Origin of the sequence: Citrobacter sp. Cpo100 (assembly GCF_030332595.1) — a bacterium.
Taxonomy (GTDB): Bacteria; Pseudomonadota; Gammaproteobacteria; order Enterobacterales; family Enterobacteriaceae; genus Citrobacter; species Citrobacter portucalensis.
Genome location: NZ_JAOWHM010000037.1, coordinates 419,120 through 435,391, shown reverse-complemented (window position 1 = coordinate 435,391; position 16,272 = coordinate 419,120). Strand labels below are relative to the sequence as shown.

General features: G+C 52.2%; 16 protein-coding genes. 7 read left to right on the top strand and 9 right to left on the bottom strand.

The window, feature by feature from the left end:
• Positions 1 to 10: 10 nt before the first annotated feature.
• Positions 11 to 904: a PhzF family isomerase gene (locus OGX96_RS17650; protein WP_198802230.1), complete on the top strand. Its 894-nt coding sequence runs from the start codon at positions 11 to 13 to the stop codon at positions 902 to 904.
• A 58-nt stretch (positions 905 to 962) separates the two neighbouring features.
• On the opposite strand, the gene nhoA is transcribed toward OGX96_RS17650, so the two are convergent.
• On the bottom strand, positions 963 to 1,808 hold the full coding sequence (gene nhoA, locus OGX96_RS17645; protein WP_286583745.1) for an N-hydroxyarylamine O-acetyltransferase: 846 nt from the start codon (positions 1,806 to 1,808) through the stop codon (positions 963 to 965).
• A gap of 157 nt (positions 1,809 to 1,965) precedes the next feature.
• Here nhoA and OGX96_RS17640 point away from each other — a divergent pair, with 157 nt between their 5' ends.
• Both OGX96_RS17640 and OGX96_RS17635 read left to right on the top strand, forming a co-directional pair.
• Positions 1,966 to 2,538: a flavin reductase family protein gene (locus tag OGX96_RS17640; protein WP_003833054.1), complete on the top strand. Its 573-nt coding sequence runs from the start codon at positions 1,966 to 1,968 to the stop codon at positions 2,536 to 2,538.
• A gap of 213 nt (positions 2,539 to 2,751) precedes the next feature.
• On the top strand, positions 2,752 to 4,728 hold the full coding sequence (locus OGX96_RS17635; protein ID WP_057068212.1) for an alkyl/aryl-sulfatase: 1,977 nt from the start codon (positions 2,752 to 2,754) through the stop codon (positions 4,726 to 4,728).
• A 37-nt stretch (positions 4,729 to 4,765) separates the two neighbouring features.
• Here the strand turns inward: OGX96_RS17635 and pptA are convergent, their stop codons facing one another.
• Entirely contained in the window at positions 4,766 to 4,993 is a 228-nt protein-coding gene (pptA, locus tag OGX96_RS17630) for a tautomerase PptA (RefSeq protein ID WP_032943490.1), read from the bottom strand.
• A 34-nt stretch (positions 4,994 to 5,027) separates the two neighbouring features.
• Positions 5,028 to 6,032, bottom strand: coding sequence for a LacI family DNA-binding transcriptional regulator (locus OGX96_RS17625; RefSeq protein WP_198802235.1), 1,005 nt, complete (start codon positions 6,030 to 6,032; stop codon positions 5,028 to 5,030).
• 319 nt (positions 6,033 to 6,351) lie between these two features.
• Between OGX96_RS17625 and OGX96_RS17620 the strand changes: the two genes are divergently transcribed.
• The gene (locus OGX96_RS17620) at positions 6,352 to 7,548 is read left to right on the top strand and encodes an L-talarate/galactarate dehydratase (protein WP_198802237.1); all 1,197 of its coding nucleotides are present in this window, start codon (positions 6,352 to 6,354) and stop codon (positions 7,546 to 7,548) included.
• A 74-nt stretch (positions 7,549 to 7,622) separates the two neighbouring features.
• On the top strand, positions 7,623 to 8,933 hold the full coding sequence (locus OGX96_RS17615) for an MFS transporter (RefSeq protein WP_008784815.1): 1,311 nt from the start codon (positions 7,623 to 7,625) through the stop codon (positions 8,931 to 8,933).
• A gap of 69 nt (positions 8,934 to 9,002) precedes the next feature.
• On the opposite strand, the gene OGX96_RS17610 is transcribed toward OGX96_RS17615, so the two are convergent.
• A complete protein-coding gene (locus tag OGX96_RS17610; RefSeq protein ID WP_198802239.1) occupies positions 9,003 to 9,620 on the bottom strand; it encodes a glutathione S-transferase family protein in 618 nt (205 codons plus the stop codon).
• A 112-nt stretch (positions 9,621 to 9,732) separates the two neighbouring features.
• Between OGX96_RS17610 and OGX96_RS17605 the strand changes: the two genes are divergently transcribed.
• Together OGX96_RS17605 and OGX96_RS17600 are read left to right on the top strand one after the other, a co-directional pair.
• Positions 9,733 to 10,653, top strand: coding sequence for a LysR family transcriptional regulator (locus OGX96_RS17605; protein ID WP_198802241.1), 921 nt, complete (start codon positions 9,733 to 9,735; stop codon positions 10,651 to 10,653).
• 98 nt (positions 10,654 to 10,751) lie between these two features.
• Complete coding sequence (locus OGX96_RS17600; protein WP_198802244.1) at positions 10,752 to 11,741, top strand: zinc-dependent alcohol dehydrogenase family protein; 990 nt, start codon at positions 10,752 to 10,754, stop codon at positions 11,739 to 11,741.
• Positions 11,742 to 11,776: 35 nt separating this feature from the next.
• On the opposite strand, the gene OGX96_RS17595 is transcribed toward OGX96_RS17600, so the two are convergent.
• Genes OGX96_RS17595 through OGX96_RS22720 form a run of 5 tightly spaced genes read right to left on the bottom strand, consistent with a single transcriptional unit; the run spans position 11,777 to position 16,248 of the window.
• Entirely contained in the window at positions 11,777 to 12,550 is a 774-nt protein-coding gene (locus OGX96_RS17595) for an amino acid ABC transporter ATP-binding protein (RefSeq protein WP_008784819.1), read from the bottom strand.
• The gene (locus OGX96_RS17590; protein ID WP_008784820.1) at positions 12,534 to 13,460 is read right to left on the bottom strand and encodes an amino acid ABC transporter permease; all 927 of its coding nucleotides are present in this window, start codon (positions 13,458 to 13,460) and stop codon (positions 12,534 to 12,536) included. The genes OGX96_RS17595 and OGX96_RS17590 overlap by 17 nt, the downstream gene beginning before the upstream one ends.
• A gap of 9 nt (positions 13,461 to 13,469) precedes the next feature.
• Positions 13,470 to 13,979: a GNAT family N-acetyltransferase gene (locus tag OGX96_RS17585; protein ID WP_003833076.1), complete on the bottom strand. Its 510-nt coding sequence runs from the start codon at positions 13,977 to 13,979 to the stop codon at positions 13,470 to 13,472.
• 10 nt (positions 13,980 to 13,989) lie between these two features.
• Positions 13,990 to 14,922: an ABC transporter substrate-binding protein gene (locus OGX96_RS22725; protein WP_502872647.1), complete on the bottom strand. Its 933-nt coding sequence runs from the start codon at positions 14,920 to 14,922 to the stop codon at positions 13,990 to 13,992.
• A gap of 12 nt (positions 14,923 to 14,934) precedes the next feature.
• A complete protein-coding gene (locus tag OGX96_RS22720) occupies positions 14,935 to 16,248 on the bottom strand; it encodes an LLM class flavin-dependent oxidoreductase (RefSeq protein WP_502872646.1) in 1,314 nt (437 codons plus the stop codon).
• Positions 16,249 to 16,272: the final 24 nt, after the last annotated feature.

Below are 16,272 nucleotides of genomic sequence, written 5' to 3'. Positions count from 1 at the left end.
GAGAACACTAATGAAACCACAGGTTTACCACGTCGATGCCTTTACCCCGGTCCCTTTTCGCGGCAACTCAGCAGGTGTGGTTTTACATGCTGATGGACTGAGTGACGCGCAGATGCAGCTCATCGCTCGCGAGCTGCGTCATTCAGAAACCGCATTTCTGCTGACCAGTGACGACAGCGATGTTCGCATCCGCTATTTCACCCCGACGGTCGAAGTTCCTATCTGTGGGCATGCTACCGTCGCCGCGCATTACGTGCGGGCCAGGGCGCTGAGTCTGGGTAACTGCACGGTCTGGCAAACCTCGCTGGCCGGACGTCATCGCGTGGATATTGACGCTACCGGGAACGACTATCGCATTAGCCTTGAGCAAGGTGAACCGGGTTTTGAACCTCCGCTGGAGGGCGCTGTTCGTGCCGCGATTATTGATGCGCTGCACCTGAGCGAAGACGATATGCTGGCAGGATTGCCAATTCAGGTTGCCACCACTGGGCATTCGAAAGTGATGATTCCACTGAAGCCCGAGGTGGATCTCGACGCCCTTTCCCCTGATTTACCGGCTTTGACCGCTATCAGCCAGCAAATTGGCTGTAACGGTTTCTTCCCTTTTCAAATCCGCGAGGGCGAAAACGCCACTGATGGCCGCATGTTTTCACCTGCTATTGGTATTGTGGAAGACCCGGTTACCGGCAATGCCAACGGTCCAATGGGCGCATGGTTGGTCCACCATGGGCTGATGGCGCATGATGGGAAAACGTTACGTGTTCAGGGGCATCAGGGCCGTGCGCTCGGGCGCGACGGGATTGTTGATGTGACGGTGACTATCCGTGAAAACCAGCCGGAAAAAGTCACCATTACCGGTTCGGCGGTGATCCTGTTTCACGCAGAATGGGCGATAGATTTTTAATTGTTCCCGAAGGCCGGATAAGGCGATGACGCCGTATCCGGCATGACTTCCGATGCCCCTATTTCCCCGTCTCCGGATGCGTATAAAACGCCGCCATGACCGTCGCCAGCTCATCTTCGGTAAACCCATGCTTCACGTCATCCACACCCAGTCCAAATCGTTCTTGCAACAACGCATACAAACTGGCGACATCAGGCAAATTAATCTGCTCTACCGCATGTCCATCCTGATAATGGGTAAAGTGAAAATTGGTTAACGTTAATTTCCCGCCGTCGGGCAGATGACGGCACATCAGCAGATGATGGCGAAAATGTGATTGCGGCCAGTGTGCGGACCAGAAGTTGCCCATCAGATAATCGCTCTGATGCTGCACGACCAGATCGAAACGATACATTGACTGCCAGTGTTCGTGATGACGGAACTGGAGGATCCAATCTTCACCTTCCTGAATCAGCCGATATTCGCCGTGTGGCGTCTTCTGCTCAGTGTTGGCCTGCAGACGAATTGGTGCTGTCAGAGTTTGCCCGCCAAAGCCAACGTCGGCGATCCACTGCTCTCCCTGCAATTCAACCAGCAACAAACGATGCGTGCGCGGCGGCAGACTTGATGGATTTGCCAGTACCACGCGACCGAGAAGGCTACGTACGTTAAAACCGATTTCGCGTAGCGCGCGTTCAAACACGCCGTTCTGTTCAAAGCAATAACCGCCACGACGCGCCGTTACCAGCTTCTCTTCCAGCGACAAATCGTCAAGCTGCATCTCTCTTGGCAGTAATACATCCAGGTTTTCAAAGGGAATTGCGCTGTTGTGCAGTAGATGTAGCGCTTGCAAGGTTTCAAGGTTGACGTTGGCCGAACCTGACCAGCCAATACGGGCAAAATAAGCGGTTAAAAAAGGCGTCATACGGAGTTCCTGTTCGATTAATGCAGTACTTATAACGTATTTTTCGTTTTACGCTGTCGATTTTGTGCGTTGTTAATTCCTGTGAGGCGACAAAATCGCTAATACCGTTAATATCTATGTTTATTGTGGTGTGTTATCTCTCAGCCAAGGAGCATCCATGAGCCATTTTCGTCCGATCGAATTAAAACATGCCAGCCGGCTACTCAATCATGGCCCAACGATATTGATAACCAGCCGGGATGAGCATACCGAGCGGCGAAATGTGATGGCTGCGGCATGGTCAATGCCCGTGGAATTTGAGCCGCCGCGGGTAGCAATTGTTGTTGATAAGACCGCCTGGTCGCGGGATCTCATTGAACGTAGCGGTAAATTCGGCATCGTTATTCCGGGTATCGCCGCCGTCAACTGGACCTGGGCCGTAGGCAGCGTTTCCGGTCGCGTGGAAGATAAATTCAACTGTTACGGCATTCCCGTGGTGCAAGGACCCGTGCTAGGTTTACCGCTGATAGAAGCGAAATGTCTGGCCTGGATGGAGTGTCGCCTGTTGCCAGCCACGGCGGCACAGGAAAAATATGACACTCTGTTTGGGGAAGTGGTCTCCGCTGCCGCTGATGAGCGAGCCTTCGTGGAAGGACGCTGGCAGTTTGATGATGGCAAGCTCAATACTCTGCATCACCTTGGGGCAGGAACGTTTATCTCCAGCGGGAAACGCATTATCGCAGGTGAATGATAGTATGCTAACGGATGGCAGTTCTGCTCTGTCATCCGCAACTGCTTTCTTAAAACTTCTGAAAAACCAGTTAGATAAATTACTCTGCCTTCCTTGCCTAATCATTCATGTGAATTATAGTTAATCTTGCACTAACTCAAATACCTAATCAAAACGCTATCCGTCAAAGCAGCATCCCCAACTGTACTTTTGAAGTGTCAGAGAGGTTTTACGATGCAACTTAATAGAATCGCACAAAGTTTTATACTTGCTGGGTTACTCACATCGTTTTCTGTTCCTCTTATGGCCGCTGAAGCCCCCAAAGACGCTACAGCCGCCACGCAACAAGCCAACAACGCGCTTTACAATCAACTGCCCTTCTCCGATAACACCGACTTTACCGACGCCCACAAAGGCTTTATCGCCCCACTCCCGCAGGACGTGATCAAGGGCGAGCAGGGAAATGTTATCTGGAATCCGCAGCAATACGCGTTTATCAAAGAAGGCGATAAAGCCCCGGATACGGTAAACCCGAGCCTGTGGCGTCAATCTCAGTTGATCAACATCAGCGGGCTGTTTGAAGTAACGGATGGTGTTTACCAGATTCGTAACCTCGATCTGTCAAACATGACCATTATTGAAGGTAAAGAAGGCATCACCGTTGTTGACCCGCTGGTCTCGGCAGAAACGGCCAAAGTCGGGATGGATCTTTACTTTAAAAACCGCGGTAAAAAACCGGTTGTTGCAGTGATTTATACCCACAGCCACGTTGACCATTACGGCGGCGTACGCGGCGTTGTCGATGAAGCCGACGTTAAAGCGGGCAAAGTGAAAGTTTATGCGCCAGCCGGCTTTATGGAAGCAGCGGTCGCTGAGAATATCATGGCCGGTAACGTCATGAGCCGCCGCGCGAGCTACATGTACGGCAACCTACTCAAACCTGATGCCAAAGGCCAGGTCGGCGCGGGACTGGGAACCACGACCTCCGCGGGAACCGTTACCCTGATTGCGCCAACAAATATCATTGAGAAAGATGGACAAAAAGAGGTCATCGATGGCCTGACCTATGACTTCATGCTGGCCCCGGGTTCCGAAGCACCGTCGGAAATGCTGTGGTACATCGAAGAGAAGAAACTGATTGAATCCGCAGAAGATGTTACCCACACCCTGCACAACACCTACTCCCTGCGCGGAGCCAAAATTCGTGAGCCGCTGCCGTGGTCCAAATACATCAACGAAGCGATTGTGCGCTGGGGTGATAAAGCCGAAGTGCTGATGGCGCAGCACCACTGGCCAACCTGGGGTAATGACAAGGTGGTCAGCCTGCTGAAAAGTCAGCGCGATCTGTATCGTTACATCAACGACCAGACGCTACGCATGGCTAACGAAGGTCTGACCCGCGATGAAATCGCTGCCAACTTTAAGCTGCCGGACTCACTGGCACATACCTGGGCTAACCGCGGTTACTATGGCTCCGTGAGCCATGACGTTAAAGCGACCTATGTGCTCTATCTCGGCTGGTTTGACGGCAACCCGGCAACGCTGGATGAGCTGCCGCCGGAAGAGTCTGCGAAGAAATTTGTCGACTACATGGGTGGTGCGGACGCCATTTTGCAGAAAGCAAAAGCCGACTATGACCAGGGCAACTACCGCTGGGTGGCACAGGTGGTAAGCAAAGTCGTGTTTGCCGATCCAAATAACCAGGCCGCGCGTAATCTGGAAGCAGATGCGCTTGAGCAACTGGGTTATCAGGCTGAATCCGGCCCGTGGCGTAACTTCTACCTGACCGGCGCGCAAGAGCTGCGTAACGGCGTGGTCAAAGGCCCAACCCCGAATACCGCCAGCCCGGATACCGTTCGTGCTATGACGCCGGAAATGTTCTTCGATTATCTGGCAGTGCATATTAACGGACAAAAAGCGGGTGATGCGAAGTCGGTGTTTAACATCGATCTTGGCAGTGATGGCGGTAAATATAAGCTTGAGCTGGAGAATGGCGTCCTGAACCATACCGCCAATGCCGAAGCGAAAGATGCCGACGCCACTATCACGCTTAATCGCGATACGCTGAACAAAATCATCCTCAAGGAAGTGACGCTGAAACAGGCACAAGACAGCGGTGACGTGAAGATAACCGGTGACGGCGCCAAGCTTGATGCCATGCTCGGCTATATGGATAAGTTCGAATTCTGGTTCAACATCGTTACGCCATAAGCACAACGAAAACGGGCGGAAATCCGCCCGTTTTTTCTTACATACTGTAGCCAGGTTTTTTAATTAATCTCGCCATCTGCGGCACAATTTCCTTATCCCACACGGCCTGCCACGCCTCTGGCTCAACTTCATTGAGCGCCACGCTGACTGAACTGTCTTTGCTTTGCAAATGACGAATAATAACCTCGGTAATATCCGCCGCCAGGGCGGTTTTCTGTTCGTCGGTAAGAGAGCGAGGAAAACATTTAATATCAACGTGCGGCATAGCAGATTCCTTATTGTTTTGGGTTGCAGGTAACTTATGCGGACTCTCGTTCTACCAGATGAAAACCGACATCAATAATATCGTCTTCACGCGGAATTTGTTCGATACGATCGGCAAGCAGTGAGGCAGCACGTTGCCCGATGGCCCGTCTGTCGACGCTGACGGTGGTGATGGCGGGCCGATTGCTGGCAGCAAAATCCAGATCGCCAAAACCGATTACCGCCAACTCTTGCGGCACGCGTATACCGCGACTTTCGGCCTCCATGATCGCCCCCTGGGCTAGCGTATCAGAGCTACAGACAATGACATCAAACTCGCGATCCGCCAATAGCTGCGTTAATCCAGAGCGTCCCAATGCCAGAGAGGCCGGTAGCGGGACGTCCACCTGTGCGTCAGCAGCAATACTATGACGACTCAACGCATCGCACAGTCCTTGTTTACGCTGGCCTGCCCGGCGATCGGCAGTCCATAACAACCCCGGACGTCGATAGCCTTTATTCAGCAGATAGTCTGCCACCGCTTGCCCGACCTTTTCATGCGAAAAACCGACCAGCATATCGATGGGTGTTGGGGTTAAATCCCAGATTTCCACGACCGGGATGGCCGCATTAAGAATCACTTTTTTCAGCTCAGCGGTATGATGAATACCGGTGAGTACTACACCATCCGGGCGACGAGAAAGCAGCGTCGCCACCAGCTCCGCCTCTGTTTGCGGCGTATAACCCGACACGCAGAGCAAAATGTGGTATCCGCGTTCTGCCAGTTCATCACTTAATGACTGGATGGTATCGACAAACATATTGTTGTTAATTTGCGGAATAACCACGGCGATAAGCTTGCTGCGACGCGACGCCAGTCCCCCAGCCAGTGCGTTGGGAATATAGCCGGTGGCGCGCACCGCCTGCATCACTTTTTCAACCGTTTTCGGGCGCACCAACTGCGGGGTATTCAACGCCCTGCTCACCGTCATGGGTGACAATCCCGCGGTACGGGCAACATCTTCCAGCGTGGGAGCGCGCGGTGGTTTGGGATTTTTCACTGTCGATGCCCTTGTCAAAAATCGCTGATTTATCCTGGCATTATTCATCATGATTTTGGCTATTGCCAGCGTTGCTCAGTGATAACGCAGGGAAAACAGCAGCTTAGTTAATTATCGCCACTCACAATGATAGCGCAATCACAATGATTTGTGCATTTCTCCATAAAGTACTGGAATGTGACGTCGTTTATAATTTACCACCCTTCTCTCTCTGAATTTGTGAGCAATTGTTCAAATCGCAGTCAATTCGCTGGCACAGTGATTGCGCTAACATTAAAAATGATAGCGCAATCATTTGTTATCACCAGGAGAGAACAATATGTCTTTAAGTGCCAATTCCGATGCCGTGACCTATGCCAAATCGGCTAACGCTAAAACCGCAGCAGAAACCGGTGACCGTATTGAATGGGTAAAACTGTCTCTGGCTTTCCTTCCTCTGGCAACACCCGTGAGCGATGCCAAAGTGCTCACCGGTCGCCAGAAACCGCTAACTGAAGTCGCCATAATCATCGCCGAGATCCGCAGCCGCGACGGGTTTGAAGGCGTGGGATTTAGTTACTCCAAGCGGGCTGGCGGCCAGGGAATCTATGCGCATGCCAAAGAAATTGCCGATAACCTGTTAGGCGAAGATCCAAACGATATTGACAAGATCTACACCAAGCTGCTGTGGGCTGGCGCTTCCGTGGGGCGCAGCGGCATGGCGGTACAAGCCATCTCCCCTATCGATATCGCATTATGGGATATGAAAGCCAAGCGTGCAGGATTGCCGCTGGCAAAACTGCTTGGCGCGCATCGGGACTCCGTGCAGTGCTACAACACCTCCGGCGGATTCCTGCATACGCCGCTGGATCAGGTGCTAAAAAACGTGGTTATTTCCCGTGAAAACGGCATTGGTGGTATCAAACTCAAGGTTGGTCAGCCAAACTGCGCCGAGGATATTCGCCGCTTAACCGCGGTGCGTGAAGCGCTGGGGGATGACTTCCCGCTAATGGTCGATGCCAATCAGCAGTGGGATCGGGAAACCGCCATCCGTATGGGACGTAAAATGGAGCAGTTCAATCTAATCTGGATTGAAGAGCCGCTGGACGCCTACGATGTTGAAGGTCACGCCCAACTGGCCGCCGCGCTTGATACCCCGATTGCCACAGGTGAAATGCTGACCAGCTTCCGCGAACATGAACAGCTGATCCTCGGCAATGCCAGCGATTTTGTGCAGCCCGATGCACCGCGTGTGGGAGGGATTTCACCGTTCCTGAAAATTATGGACCTGGCGGCTAAACATGGTCGCAAACTGGCTCCGCACTTCGCTATGGAAGTTCACCTGCATCTGTCCGCTTCTTATCCGCTTGAGCCATGGCTGGAGCATTTCGAATGGCTGAACCCGTTATTTAACGAACAACTTGAGCTACGCGATGGCCGGATGTGGGTTTCCGATCGTCACGGTCTGGGCTTCAGCATCAGCGAGCAGGCGCGCCGCTGGACGCAATTAACCTGCGAGTTTGGCAAACGTCCTTAATTAATTTGGCGGGTAAGCAATACCCGCCCTCCTCCCCTACAAAAACGCTCTCAAGCTTATGAAAGGAGTGGGTGATGAACACAATAATAAAGCGTACAAAAGTGCGTTACGGCATTCTGATATTTCTGTTTCTTGCGACCGTATTTAATTACGCCGATCGCGCGACGTTATCCGTCGTGGCGCCGATTATGAGCAAAGAATTAGGTTTTGATCCTGAAGCAATGGGGCTGGCCTTTTCTGCCTTCGGTATTTCTTATGTCATTATGCAACTACCCGGCGGCTGGCTGCTGGATCGCTATGGCTCGCGTCTGGTATACGGCTGCGCACTGATTGGCTGGTCGCTGGTGACTATGTTTCAGGGCACCATTTATCTGTACGCCAGCCCGCTTGTCGTATTGATTATCTTACGATTACTGATGGGTGCGATTGAAGCTCCGGCCTTTCCGGCCAATAGCCGATTAAGCGTGCAGTGGTTTCCTAATAACGAACGGGGCTTTGTTACCTCTGTCTATCAGGCCGCGCAATATATCTCGTTAGGGATTATTACGCCGCTAATGACGATTATTTTGCATAATCTCAGTTGGCACTTTGTGTTTTATTACATTGGGGCAATAGGCGTTATTCTTGGCATCTTCTGGTTGGTCAAAGTCAGAGACCCTATGCATCATCCAAAGGTGAACCAGCAGGAAATTGACTATATTCGGGAAGGCGGTGGTGAACCGTCGCTGGGTAATAAAAAAGAACCACAGAAGATTACCTTTGCGCAAATTAAAAGCGTCTGCGTCAACCGCATGATGATTGGCGTATATATCGGACAGTTCTGCGTGACATCAATTACCTGGTTCTTCCTGACCTGGTTCCCTACTTATCTGTATCAGGCGAAAGGCATGTCGATCCTCAAAGTGGGGTTTGTCGCCAGTATCCCTGCCATTGCCGGTTTTATCGGTGGATTATTAGGCGGTGTTTTCTCCGACTGGCTTTTAAAGCGCGGCTACAGCCTGACGATTGCCCGTAAGCTGCCGGTTATCTGCGGAATGCTGCTTTCCTGCGTCATCGTTATCGCCAACTACACCTCGTCAGAATTTGTGGTGATCGCGGCGATGAGTCTGGCGTTTTTCGCCAAAGGTTTTGGCAATCTGGGATGGTGCGTACTTAGCGATACCTCGCCAAAAGAAGTGCTCGGTATTGCAGGTGGCGTTTTCAATATGTGCGGCAATATGGCCAGTATCATCACGCCACTGGTGATCGGCATCATTCTGGCGAATACCCAGTCTTTTGATTACGCCATTCTGTACGTCGGTTCGATGGGGCTGATTGGCCTGATTTCTTATCTGTTTATCGTGGGTCCATTGGATCGTATTACGCTGACCCCTTCTGTCGCGTAATTTAAAACTTATGGCGATAGTTCGCCCGCTGTTCCGGGATTTGCACTCCTGCGGAACAGCGTTTTTTACTCAAATAATCTTATTGCTTTTCAGTACGGTACGCAGCCTCGGATGCTGACAAACCGCATCGGCGATGGCGCTAATATTCGGCGTGTTGTCCTGAAACCAGTCATGCCCTGGTCCCCAGGTGCGAATAACGGCAATGTAAATGTCCAGCAGTGTTAGCTGATCCCCAAATGCGTACGGCTCGGCGCTTAGCTGGTTGTTCAGCCACATATAGAGGGATTTACGGTACTCAATACAGTTCTTTTTCAACTGCGCCGGGGCGTCCGGTACCCATCGGTCAGGATAATCGGCATAGGTAAACGTGGGATAGACATTTGCCACCAACCATATCAGCAAACGCTGAAACTGCTGGCGTTCGGCATGTCCAACGGGGGGTGAAAGTTCAGGGCGACGATCGAGGATCATCAGCGCGATCGCCGCCGTTTCCGTCATCACGCTGCCATTTTCCAGTACCAGCGTGGGCACCTGGCATAGTGGATTCATTGTTTTAAGCAACTCCCGCGAAGGACCATCGCTGTCAAAACCGTCCACATCAATAAAGCTGTAAGGGATCTCCGCCAGTGTGAGCATCACTTCACTGATGGCCGATCCCCAGCCCGGTACCCCATAGACCTTAATCATGCTGCAACCCCCAACGTTAAAACCCTAAGTGTAGAGCAGCATTCGGCAACCTATGCAGACATGATTATTACTTTCATAATAACAATGGTCGAATACCGGGAGAGAATAAGCAATGCGTTCCAGTATGTTTGAATACATGAACATTTTTGTACAGGTTGTTGAGCAAGGTGGATTTGCCAGAGCCGCAGATGTGTTACATCTGCACCGCCCTGCGGTGACCAAAGCTATCCAACATCTTGAAGACGATCTGGGGGCAAAGTTGCTTAACCGCACGACTCGTAAAGTGAGTCTGACAGAAGAAGGTGATGCCTTTTACCAACGCACAAAAATCCTGCTCAGTGACGTTGATGACATCATGGCTTCTTTTTCACCTGCCCGCCCGCCGCGCGGAAAACTCAGGGTTAATGCACCTCTGTCGCTGGCGCACTCCGTGTTAGTTCCTGCGCTGAAAGATTTCCAGTCGCGATATCCTGACATCGAGATGGTACTCACCTCCACCGACCGTAGAATCGATATGCTTGCCGAAGGCATCGACTGCATGATCCGTATTGGCGAGCTACAAGATTCGACCTTGATCTCCAGGCGGCTTGGTGAGGTCAAAATGGTGACCTGTGCTTCACCGGATTATCTGCAAAAACAGGGGGTGCCGCAGGTACCAGAGGATTTATCCCGACACCAGGCGCTTAACTTTTTTAGCGAGCGTCATCGCGAAGCGCTGGAATGGACCTTCGTCAATAGAGGTAAAACCGAATCGTTCACCCCCGCAGGGCGGATAAGCGTTGATAACTCCGATATTCTGTTGACCGGCTGCTTATCTGGACTCGGCATTATACGTGGCGTTCATGCTGTCCTTGCACCCTATCTTCAGTCAGGCCAGCTTGTTGAGGTGCTGGCCGATTATACCGGAGAATCAAAACCAGTTTCGGTGCTTTACCCGGACAGACGTCATCTCGCCCCTCGGGTTCGGGTATTCATTGACTGGTTATGCGAACTTTTTAGCCAACAAAAACCGCGGCTTCAGGGATTATTATAAAATAAGTAATAGTGAAGTTCCGCAACAACGGTTTTTCACTCTCATCTGAGTCGTTAAATTGTGCAGACCCAATACAGAACAATTTACTGAGGTCTGCTATGTCTAAGGTCGTAGTTTTTAATCAAATTGGTGGCGCTGAAGTCCTGAAGATTCAGGAGATGCAGGTTCCCGCGCCTGATGCAAATGAGGTTCAGATCCGCGTGCGGGCTATTGGTATCAACCGTGCGGAAGTTATGTACCGCACCGGACAGTATATTTACCAACCTAATTTCCCGGCGCGACTGGGTTATGAAGCTGCCGGAGTCATTGAATCAGTGGGAGACAACGTACGTGAGTTTGCACCTGGCGATTACGTTAGTGTCATCCCGGCATTCAGCTTTCATCAATATGGAATGTATGGTGAAGTCGTTAATGCCCCCGCTCACGCGGTCGTAAAGCATCCACAAAACCTGAGCTTTACCGAGGCTGCTGCCAGTTGGATGATGTATGTGACCGCTTTCGGTGCGCTGGTTGAATATGCGGATATTAAGCCCGGTGATAACGTGCTGATCAATGCTGCTTCCAGCAGCGTCGGACTGGCGGCAATTCAGATTGCTAACATGCGGGGAGCAAAACCGATTGCGATGACACGGACCAGTGAGAAACGTGATCAGCTGCTGCAACTGGGCGCGGCAGAGGTTATTGCAAGCCAGGAGCAGGATCTGGTGACCGAGATTCAGCGGATTACTGAGGGTAAAGGAACCCGCGTGGTGTTCGATCCGGTCGGTGGCCCAGCGGTGGCAAGAATTGCCCAAGTGATGCCAGCCGGTGGGCTCTTTTTCCAGTATGGTTCGCTTGATTCACGTGACCTTTCTATCCCGGTCATTGAGATACTCGGTCGCCATCTGACCTTCCGCGGCTATGAGATTTTTGAAATCACCACGGACGCAGAAAAACTTGCGCGGGCGAAACGGTTTATCTTTGAAGGATTGCAGTCTGGCCAGCTCAAGCCGCTGATTGATAAAACCTTTGCCTTTGATGATATCGTCGAAGCACATCAATACATGGAAGCCAACGGCCAGGTAGGCAAAATCGTCGTCACTCTGTAACCTCTGTGCGGCACAGCCTTGTGCCGCAATGTGTCTCAAAGCACTTTCGACAAAAACTGCTGAGTGCGCGTGTGGCGTGGATGATTCAGCACTTGCTCGCTGCTGCCCTGCTCGATGATTTTGCCATCGACCATAAACACCACCTGATCCGCCACTTCCCGGGCGAAGCCAATCTCATGCGTTACCACAACCAGCGTGGTTCCCGACTTCGCCAGCGCTTTAATGACATCCAGTACTTCACCGACCAGTTCAGGATCCAGTGCAGATGTAGGCTCATCAAACAGCATGACACGCGGATTTAACGCCAGCGCACGGGCAATAGCGATACGCTGCTGCTGACCTCCGGATAAGTGACGCGACCAGGCATCGGCTTTATTCCGTAACCCTACCGCATCAAGCAGAGTTAATGCCCGCTCGGTGGCGGTTTTACGCGTTGCCAGTCCGTGCGCAATGGGCGCTTCAATCAGATTCTCCAGAACCGTTAAGTGCGGGAACAGATTAAAGTTCTGGAACACATAGCCGACGTTAACACGCTGGCGCAAAATTTCCGCCTCTTTCAGCTCATATAGCTTGTCTCCCTGCCGACGATAGCCAATGTAATCGCCATCGATTTGAATAAACCCCTCATCGACGCGTTCCAGATGGTTGATGGTCCGCAAGAGTGTGGATTTCCCTGAACCGGACGGGCCAAGAATAACCGTTACCGTACCGGGAGGGATCTCCAGCGACACATTATCCAGCGCTTTGTGGCGACCAAAGTATTTGCTAACGCCGGTAATAGAAATATGGCCTTCAGGCGAGCGGGACATGGACGGCCTCCTGCTGTGGACGTTGACGACTGCGTTTTTCTGCACGACTCACCCGGGCTGTGTTGATCGCTGAACGTCGTTCGCTGCGTGCCAACGCACGTTCAACCAGGTGCTGAATTAACGACAGGACGCTGGTGATCACCAGATACCACACCGCACCCACCATCAGCAGCGGGATCACTTCCTGCGTGCGGTTATATATCATCTGGATGGTGTAGAACAGCTCCGGCATTGCCAGCACATATACCATCGCCGTCCCTTTCGCCAGGCTGATGATTTCATTGAATCCAGCAGGCAAAATGGTGCGCAGCGCCTGCGGCAGAATAATCCGCAGCGTACGTCGCCCTGCTGGTAAGCCCAGTGCTGCCGCTGCCTCGTACTGACCGTGATCGACCCCTAAAAATCCACCCCGAATAATTTCAGCGGTATAGGCGCTTTGCACCAGCGTCAGGCCAACCACCGCAGTGGAAAACTGACCGAGTACATTGATGGTCTCAAAACTTCCCCACTGAATGGGAGTGAACGGAATACCAATCGTCAACGTGTCGTACAGATAGGAGAAGTTGTACAAAACGATCAGCACCACAATCAGCGGTAACGAACGAAACAGCCAGATGTACCCCCATGCCAGACCGTTCAACAGCCAGGAAGATGAAAGCCGTGCCAACGCCAGCAGACCGCCGATGACAATACTCAACAGCGTCCCGATCAGCGTCAGTAACAGCGTTTGCCCGAGGCCGGACAAGATAACCGGATCAAAGAACCAGCGGGCAAACACGCTCCATTCCCAGCGCGGATTAAACGCCACGGACTGAAGAATTACCGCAAGGGCAAATAAGGCAATGACCGCGCCTACGGTACGCATGGGATAACGTGCCGGTACGACTCTAATGCTATCTGTCGTTTTCATTTTCTCTCCTCAGGCGATTCTGGCCTGACCGGCAATAGTCAGCAGTTTGGTAAAGCGCAGTCGTCCATCAAACGGCGGCAGGCTGTACTCTTCGGGATCGCGCGTCGTATCAAATTGCGGATCGTAGCCCTGGCTTAAATAAAGTCTGACGGCCTCCGGCTGGCGAAATCCCGTGGTCAGATAAATCCGGCTGTAGCCTGCGAGCAGCGCTCTACGTTCCAGTTCCTGCACCACCCGCGCCGCCAGCCCCTGCTGACGCAGGCTGCTTTTTGTCCAGATACGCTTAATCTCGGCGGTGTCCTTGTCGTAAGGTTTGTAAGCCCCGGTGGCGATAATTTCGCCGCGGCGCTCCAGTACCACAAAAAGTCCCTGCGGCGCCAGATACCATTCGGTCAGTTCCACTTCAGCGTCGCGAGAAAAGTAATCGCCATAGCGGGCGGCATATTCACCGAACAGACCGTTCAAAATGGGCTGCAGCTCGCTGGCTTCCGGTGAGAGCACGCGAAATTGATCGCTCACGATGACCTCCTTAGTCGCCTAAACCGGCCGGGTTGATTTCAGATTGTGGAATGCGTTCCACCCCTTCTCCCCAGCGATTCAGCACCTTGTCATAGTCGCCGTTGCCAATCACGCCGTTGAGGGCGGTTTGTACCGGCAGAACCAGACCGCTGTCTTTTTTCAGCGTCACAGCGATATGTGCCGCTTTTGGCCAACCGCCATCAACGCTACCCACTAATTGCGTTTTACCGTTGAGTGCAGCTTTCCACGCGCCGATTACATTAGGACCGAAGTAGGCATCGGCGCGGCCCGACTGTAGGGCCAGGGTTTGCGCGGCATCATCTTTGGTATACACCGGCGTAAACGGCTGTAACCCTTTCTTCATGTTCTCATCGTTCCAGGCCAACAGAATGGCTTCCTGATTAGTCCCCGAACCGACGATAATGCGTAGTCCTGCGATATCTTCCGCCTGCTCGATTTTCTTCAGCTTGCTACCGGTTTTGACATAAAAGCCAAGAGAGTCCTTCCGATACGTCGCGAAATCGAATTTTTCTTTGCGTGCTTTGGTGACGGTAATATTGCTGATCGCGGCATCGTATTTGCCGGAAGTGACGCCCAGCGGCCAGTCTTCCCATGACGTAGGTACAACGTTAAGTTCCAGCCCCAAACTGTCAGCCACCAGACGCGCGATATCCGCCTCGCTGCCGATCAGCGTTTTATTGTCATCGGCAAAGACGGTCAGCGGCGGCTGGCTGAGCCCGGCAATCGCCACGGTGAATTTACCCGGTACGGCCAGGTGCAGGTTTGCGGGCAACTGCGCAATCGCCTGCGGATTCTTTGCTGTATTGATCGGCGCTTTATTGGCTTCCAGGCTTACGCCGGTGCCGTTAATCGTCACCTCATTTGCCCAAACGGTCGCGCTGAAAGCCAGTGACAGCGCGAGAAATACTGATTTTTTCTGCATAGCGTTTTTCTCTTATTGTGTGAATTGATTTGCAGGTATCGCTAATCCCAGGCTTGCGCGCAGGGTCGTACCGGGATATTCATGGCGGAACAGGCCGCGCGCCTGAAGCACGGGGACAACCTGTTCGACAAAACGCGGGAAGGTATCCGGCGTTCCGCCCTGGATGATAAAACCGTCTGCGGCTTTTTCGTCGAACCACTGCTGCAAGCCGTCGGCAACCTGTTGTGGCGTGCCGCTGAAACGCGGACGTGGACTGGCCGCTTCCAGAGCAACCTGACGAAGTGTTAAACCACGCTCGCGTGCGTTGCGTTTGATCTCATCAGTCGTACTGCGAAAGCTGTTTTGTCCGAGAGAGCCCAGATCCGGGAACGGTGCGTCCAGCGGATATTGGGCAAAATCATGATGTTCAAAGTAGCGGCCAAGATAGTTCAGCGCGTCAGTAACGGAGACCAGCGCAGCGGTAGTCTGATACTGCTGCTCAACGTCCTCTGCGCTGTCGCCAACAATAACGCTGACGCCCTGGAATATATGCAGTTGATCGGGATGTCGTCCGGCGACTTCCAGCTGGCTTTTTACATCCTGATAGAACGCTTTAGCCTCTGCCAGCGACTCCTGATGGGTAAAAATGGCATCAGCATGCTGCGCCGCTAATTTCTTGCCATCTGCTGAAGCTCCCGCCTGAAATATAATCGGACGGCCTTGTGGTGTACGCCCAATATTTAATGGCCCAGCGACCTGGAAATAATTTCCATGATGATTAAGCGTATGCAGTTTTTGCGGATTAAAAAATTCCCCACTTGTTTTATTACGGGTAAAAGCATCATCTTCCCAGGAATCCCACAGCCCTTTCACTACCTGTAAATATTCATCAGCAATACGATAACGCTGGGCATGCTCTGGATGCTGAGCGCGAGAATAGTTTTTTGCCGATCCTTCCAGAGGCGACGTCACCACGTTCCAACCCGCGCGCCCCTTGCTGAGATGGTCCAGGCTAGCGAACTGCCGTGCGGTCGTAAACGGCTCGCTGTATGATGTGGACATCGTGCCAACCAGCCCCAGATTCGTGGTGATACTGGCCAAAGCGGATAATACTGTCAGCGGCTCAAAACGATTTAAAAAGTGTGGGATTGATTTTTCATTAATATACAGACCATCGGCGACAAAAATAAAATCCAGCTTCCCTTTTTCCGCAATAAGCGCCGTCTCTTTGACAAAATCAAAATTAATACTGGCATCAGCCTGAGCCGCCGGATGGCGCCATGCGGACATATTTCCCGATGCGCCATGTAGAATAGTGCCGAGCCGTAGTTGCCGATTTTCAGCCATAATAACCCCTACCCAACAGGTAAA

Excerpts from the sequence above, each read along its gene's own strand:
- OGX96_RS17640 (WP_003833054.1), top strand. The coding sequence starts at position 1,966 with ATGAGCCATTTTCGTCCGATCGAATTAAAACATGCCAGCCGGCTACTC.
- OGX96_RS22720 (WP_502872646.1), bottom strand. The coding sequence starts at position 16,248 with ATGGCTGAAAATCGGCAACTACGGCTCGGCACTATTCTACATGGCGCA.
- OGX96_RS17595 (WP_008784819.1), bottom strand. The coding sequence starts at position 12,550 with ATGTCCCGCTCGCCTGAAGGCCATATTTCTATTACCGGCGTTAGCAAA.
- OGX96_RS17635 (WP_057068212.1), top strand. The coding sequence starts at position 2,752 with ATGCAACTTAATAGAATCGCACAAAGTTTTATACTTGCTGGGTTACTC.
- OGX96_RS17620 (WP_198802237.1), top strand. The coding sequence starts at position 6,352 with ATGTCTTTAAGTGCCAATTCCGATGCCGTGACCTATGCCAAATCGGCT.
- OGX96_RS17590 (WP_008784820.1), bottom strand. The coding sequence starts at position 13,460 with ATGAAAACGACAGATAGCATTAGAGTCGTACCGGCACGTTATCCCATG.
- OGX96_RS17600 (WP_198802244.1), top strand. The coding sequence starts at position 10,752 with ATGTCTAAGGTCGTAGTTTTTAATCAAATTGGTGGCGCTGAAGTCCTG.
- OGX96_RS22725 (WP_502872647.1), bottom strand. The coding sequence starts at position 14,922 with ATGCAGAAAAAATCAGTATTTCTCGCGCTGTCACTGGCTTTCAGCGCG.
- pptA (WP_032943490.1), bottom strand. The coding sequence starts at position 4,993 with ATGCCGCACGTTGATATTAAATGTTTTCCTCGCTCTCTTACCGACGAA.
- OGX96_RS17615 (WP_008784815.1), top strand. The coding sequence starts at position 7,623 with ATGAACACAATAATAAAGCGTACAAAAGTGCGTTACGGCATTCTGATA.
- OGX96_RS17650 (WP_198802230.1), top strand. The coding sequence starts at position 11 with ATGAAACCACAGGTTTACCACGTCGATGCCTTTACCCCGGTCCCTTTT.
- OGX96_RS17610 (WP_198802239.1), bottom strand. The coding sequence starts at position 9,620 with ATGATTAAGGTCTATGGGGTACCGGGCTGGGGATCGGCCATCAGTGAA.
- OGX96_RS17605 (WP_198802241.1), top strand. The coding sequence starts at position 9,733 with ATGCGTTCCAGTATGTTTGAATACATGAACATTTTTGTACAGGTTGTT.
- nhoA (WP_286583745.1), bottom strand. The coding sequence starts at position 1,808 with ATGACGCCTTTTTTAACCGCTTATTTTGCCCGTATTGGCTGGTCAGGT.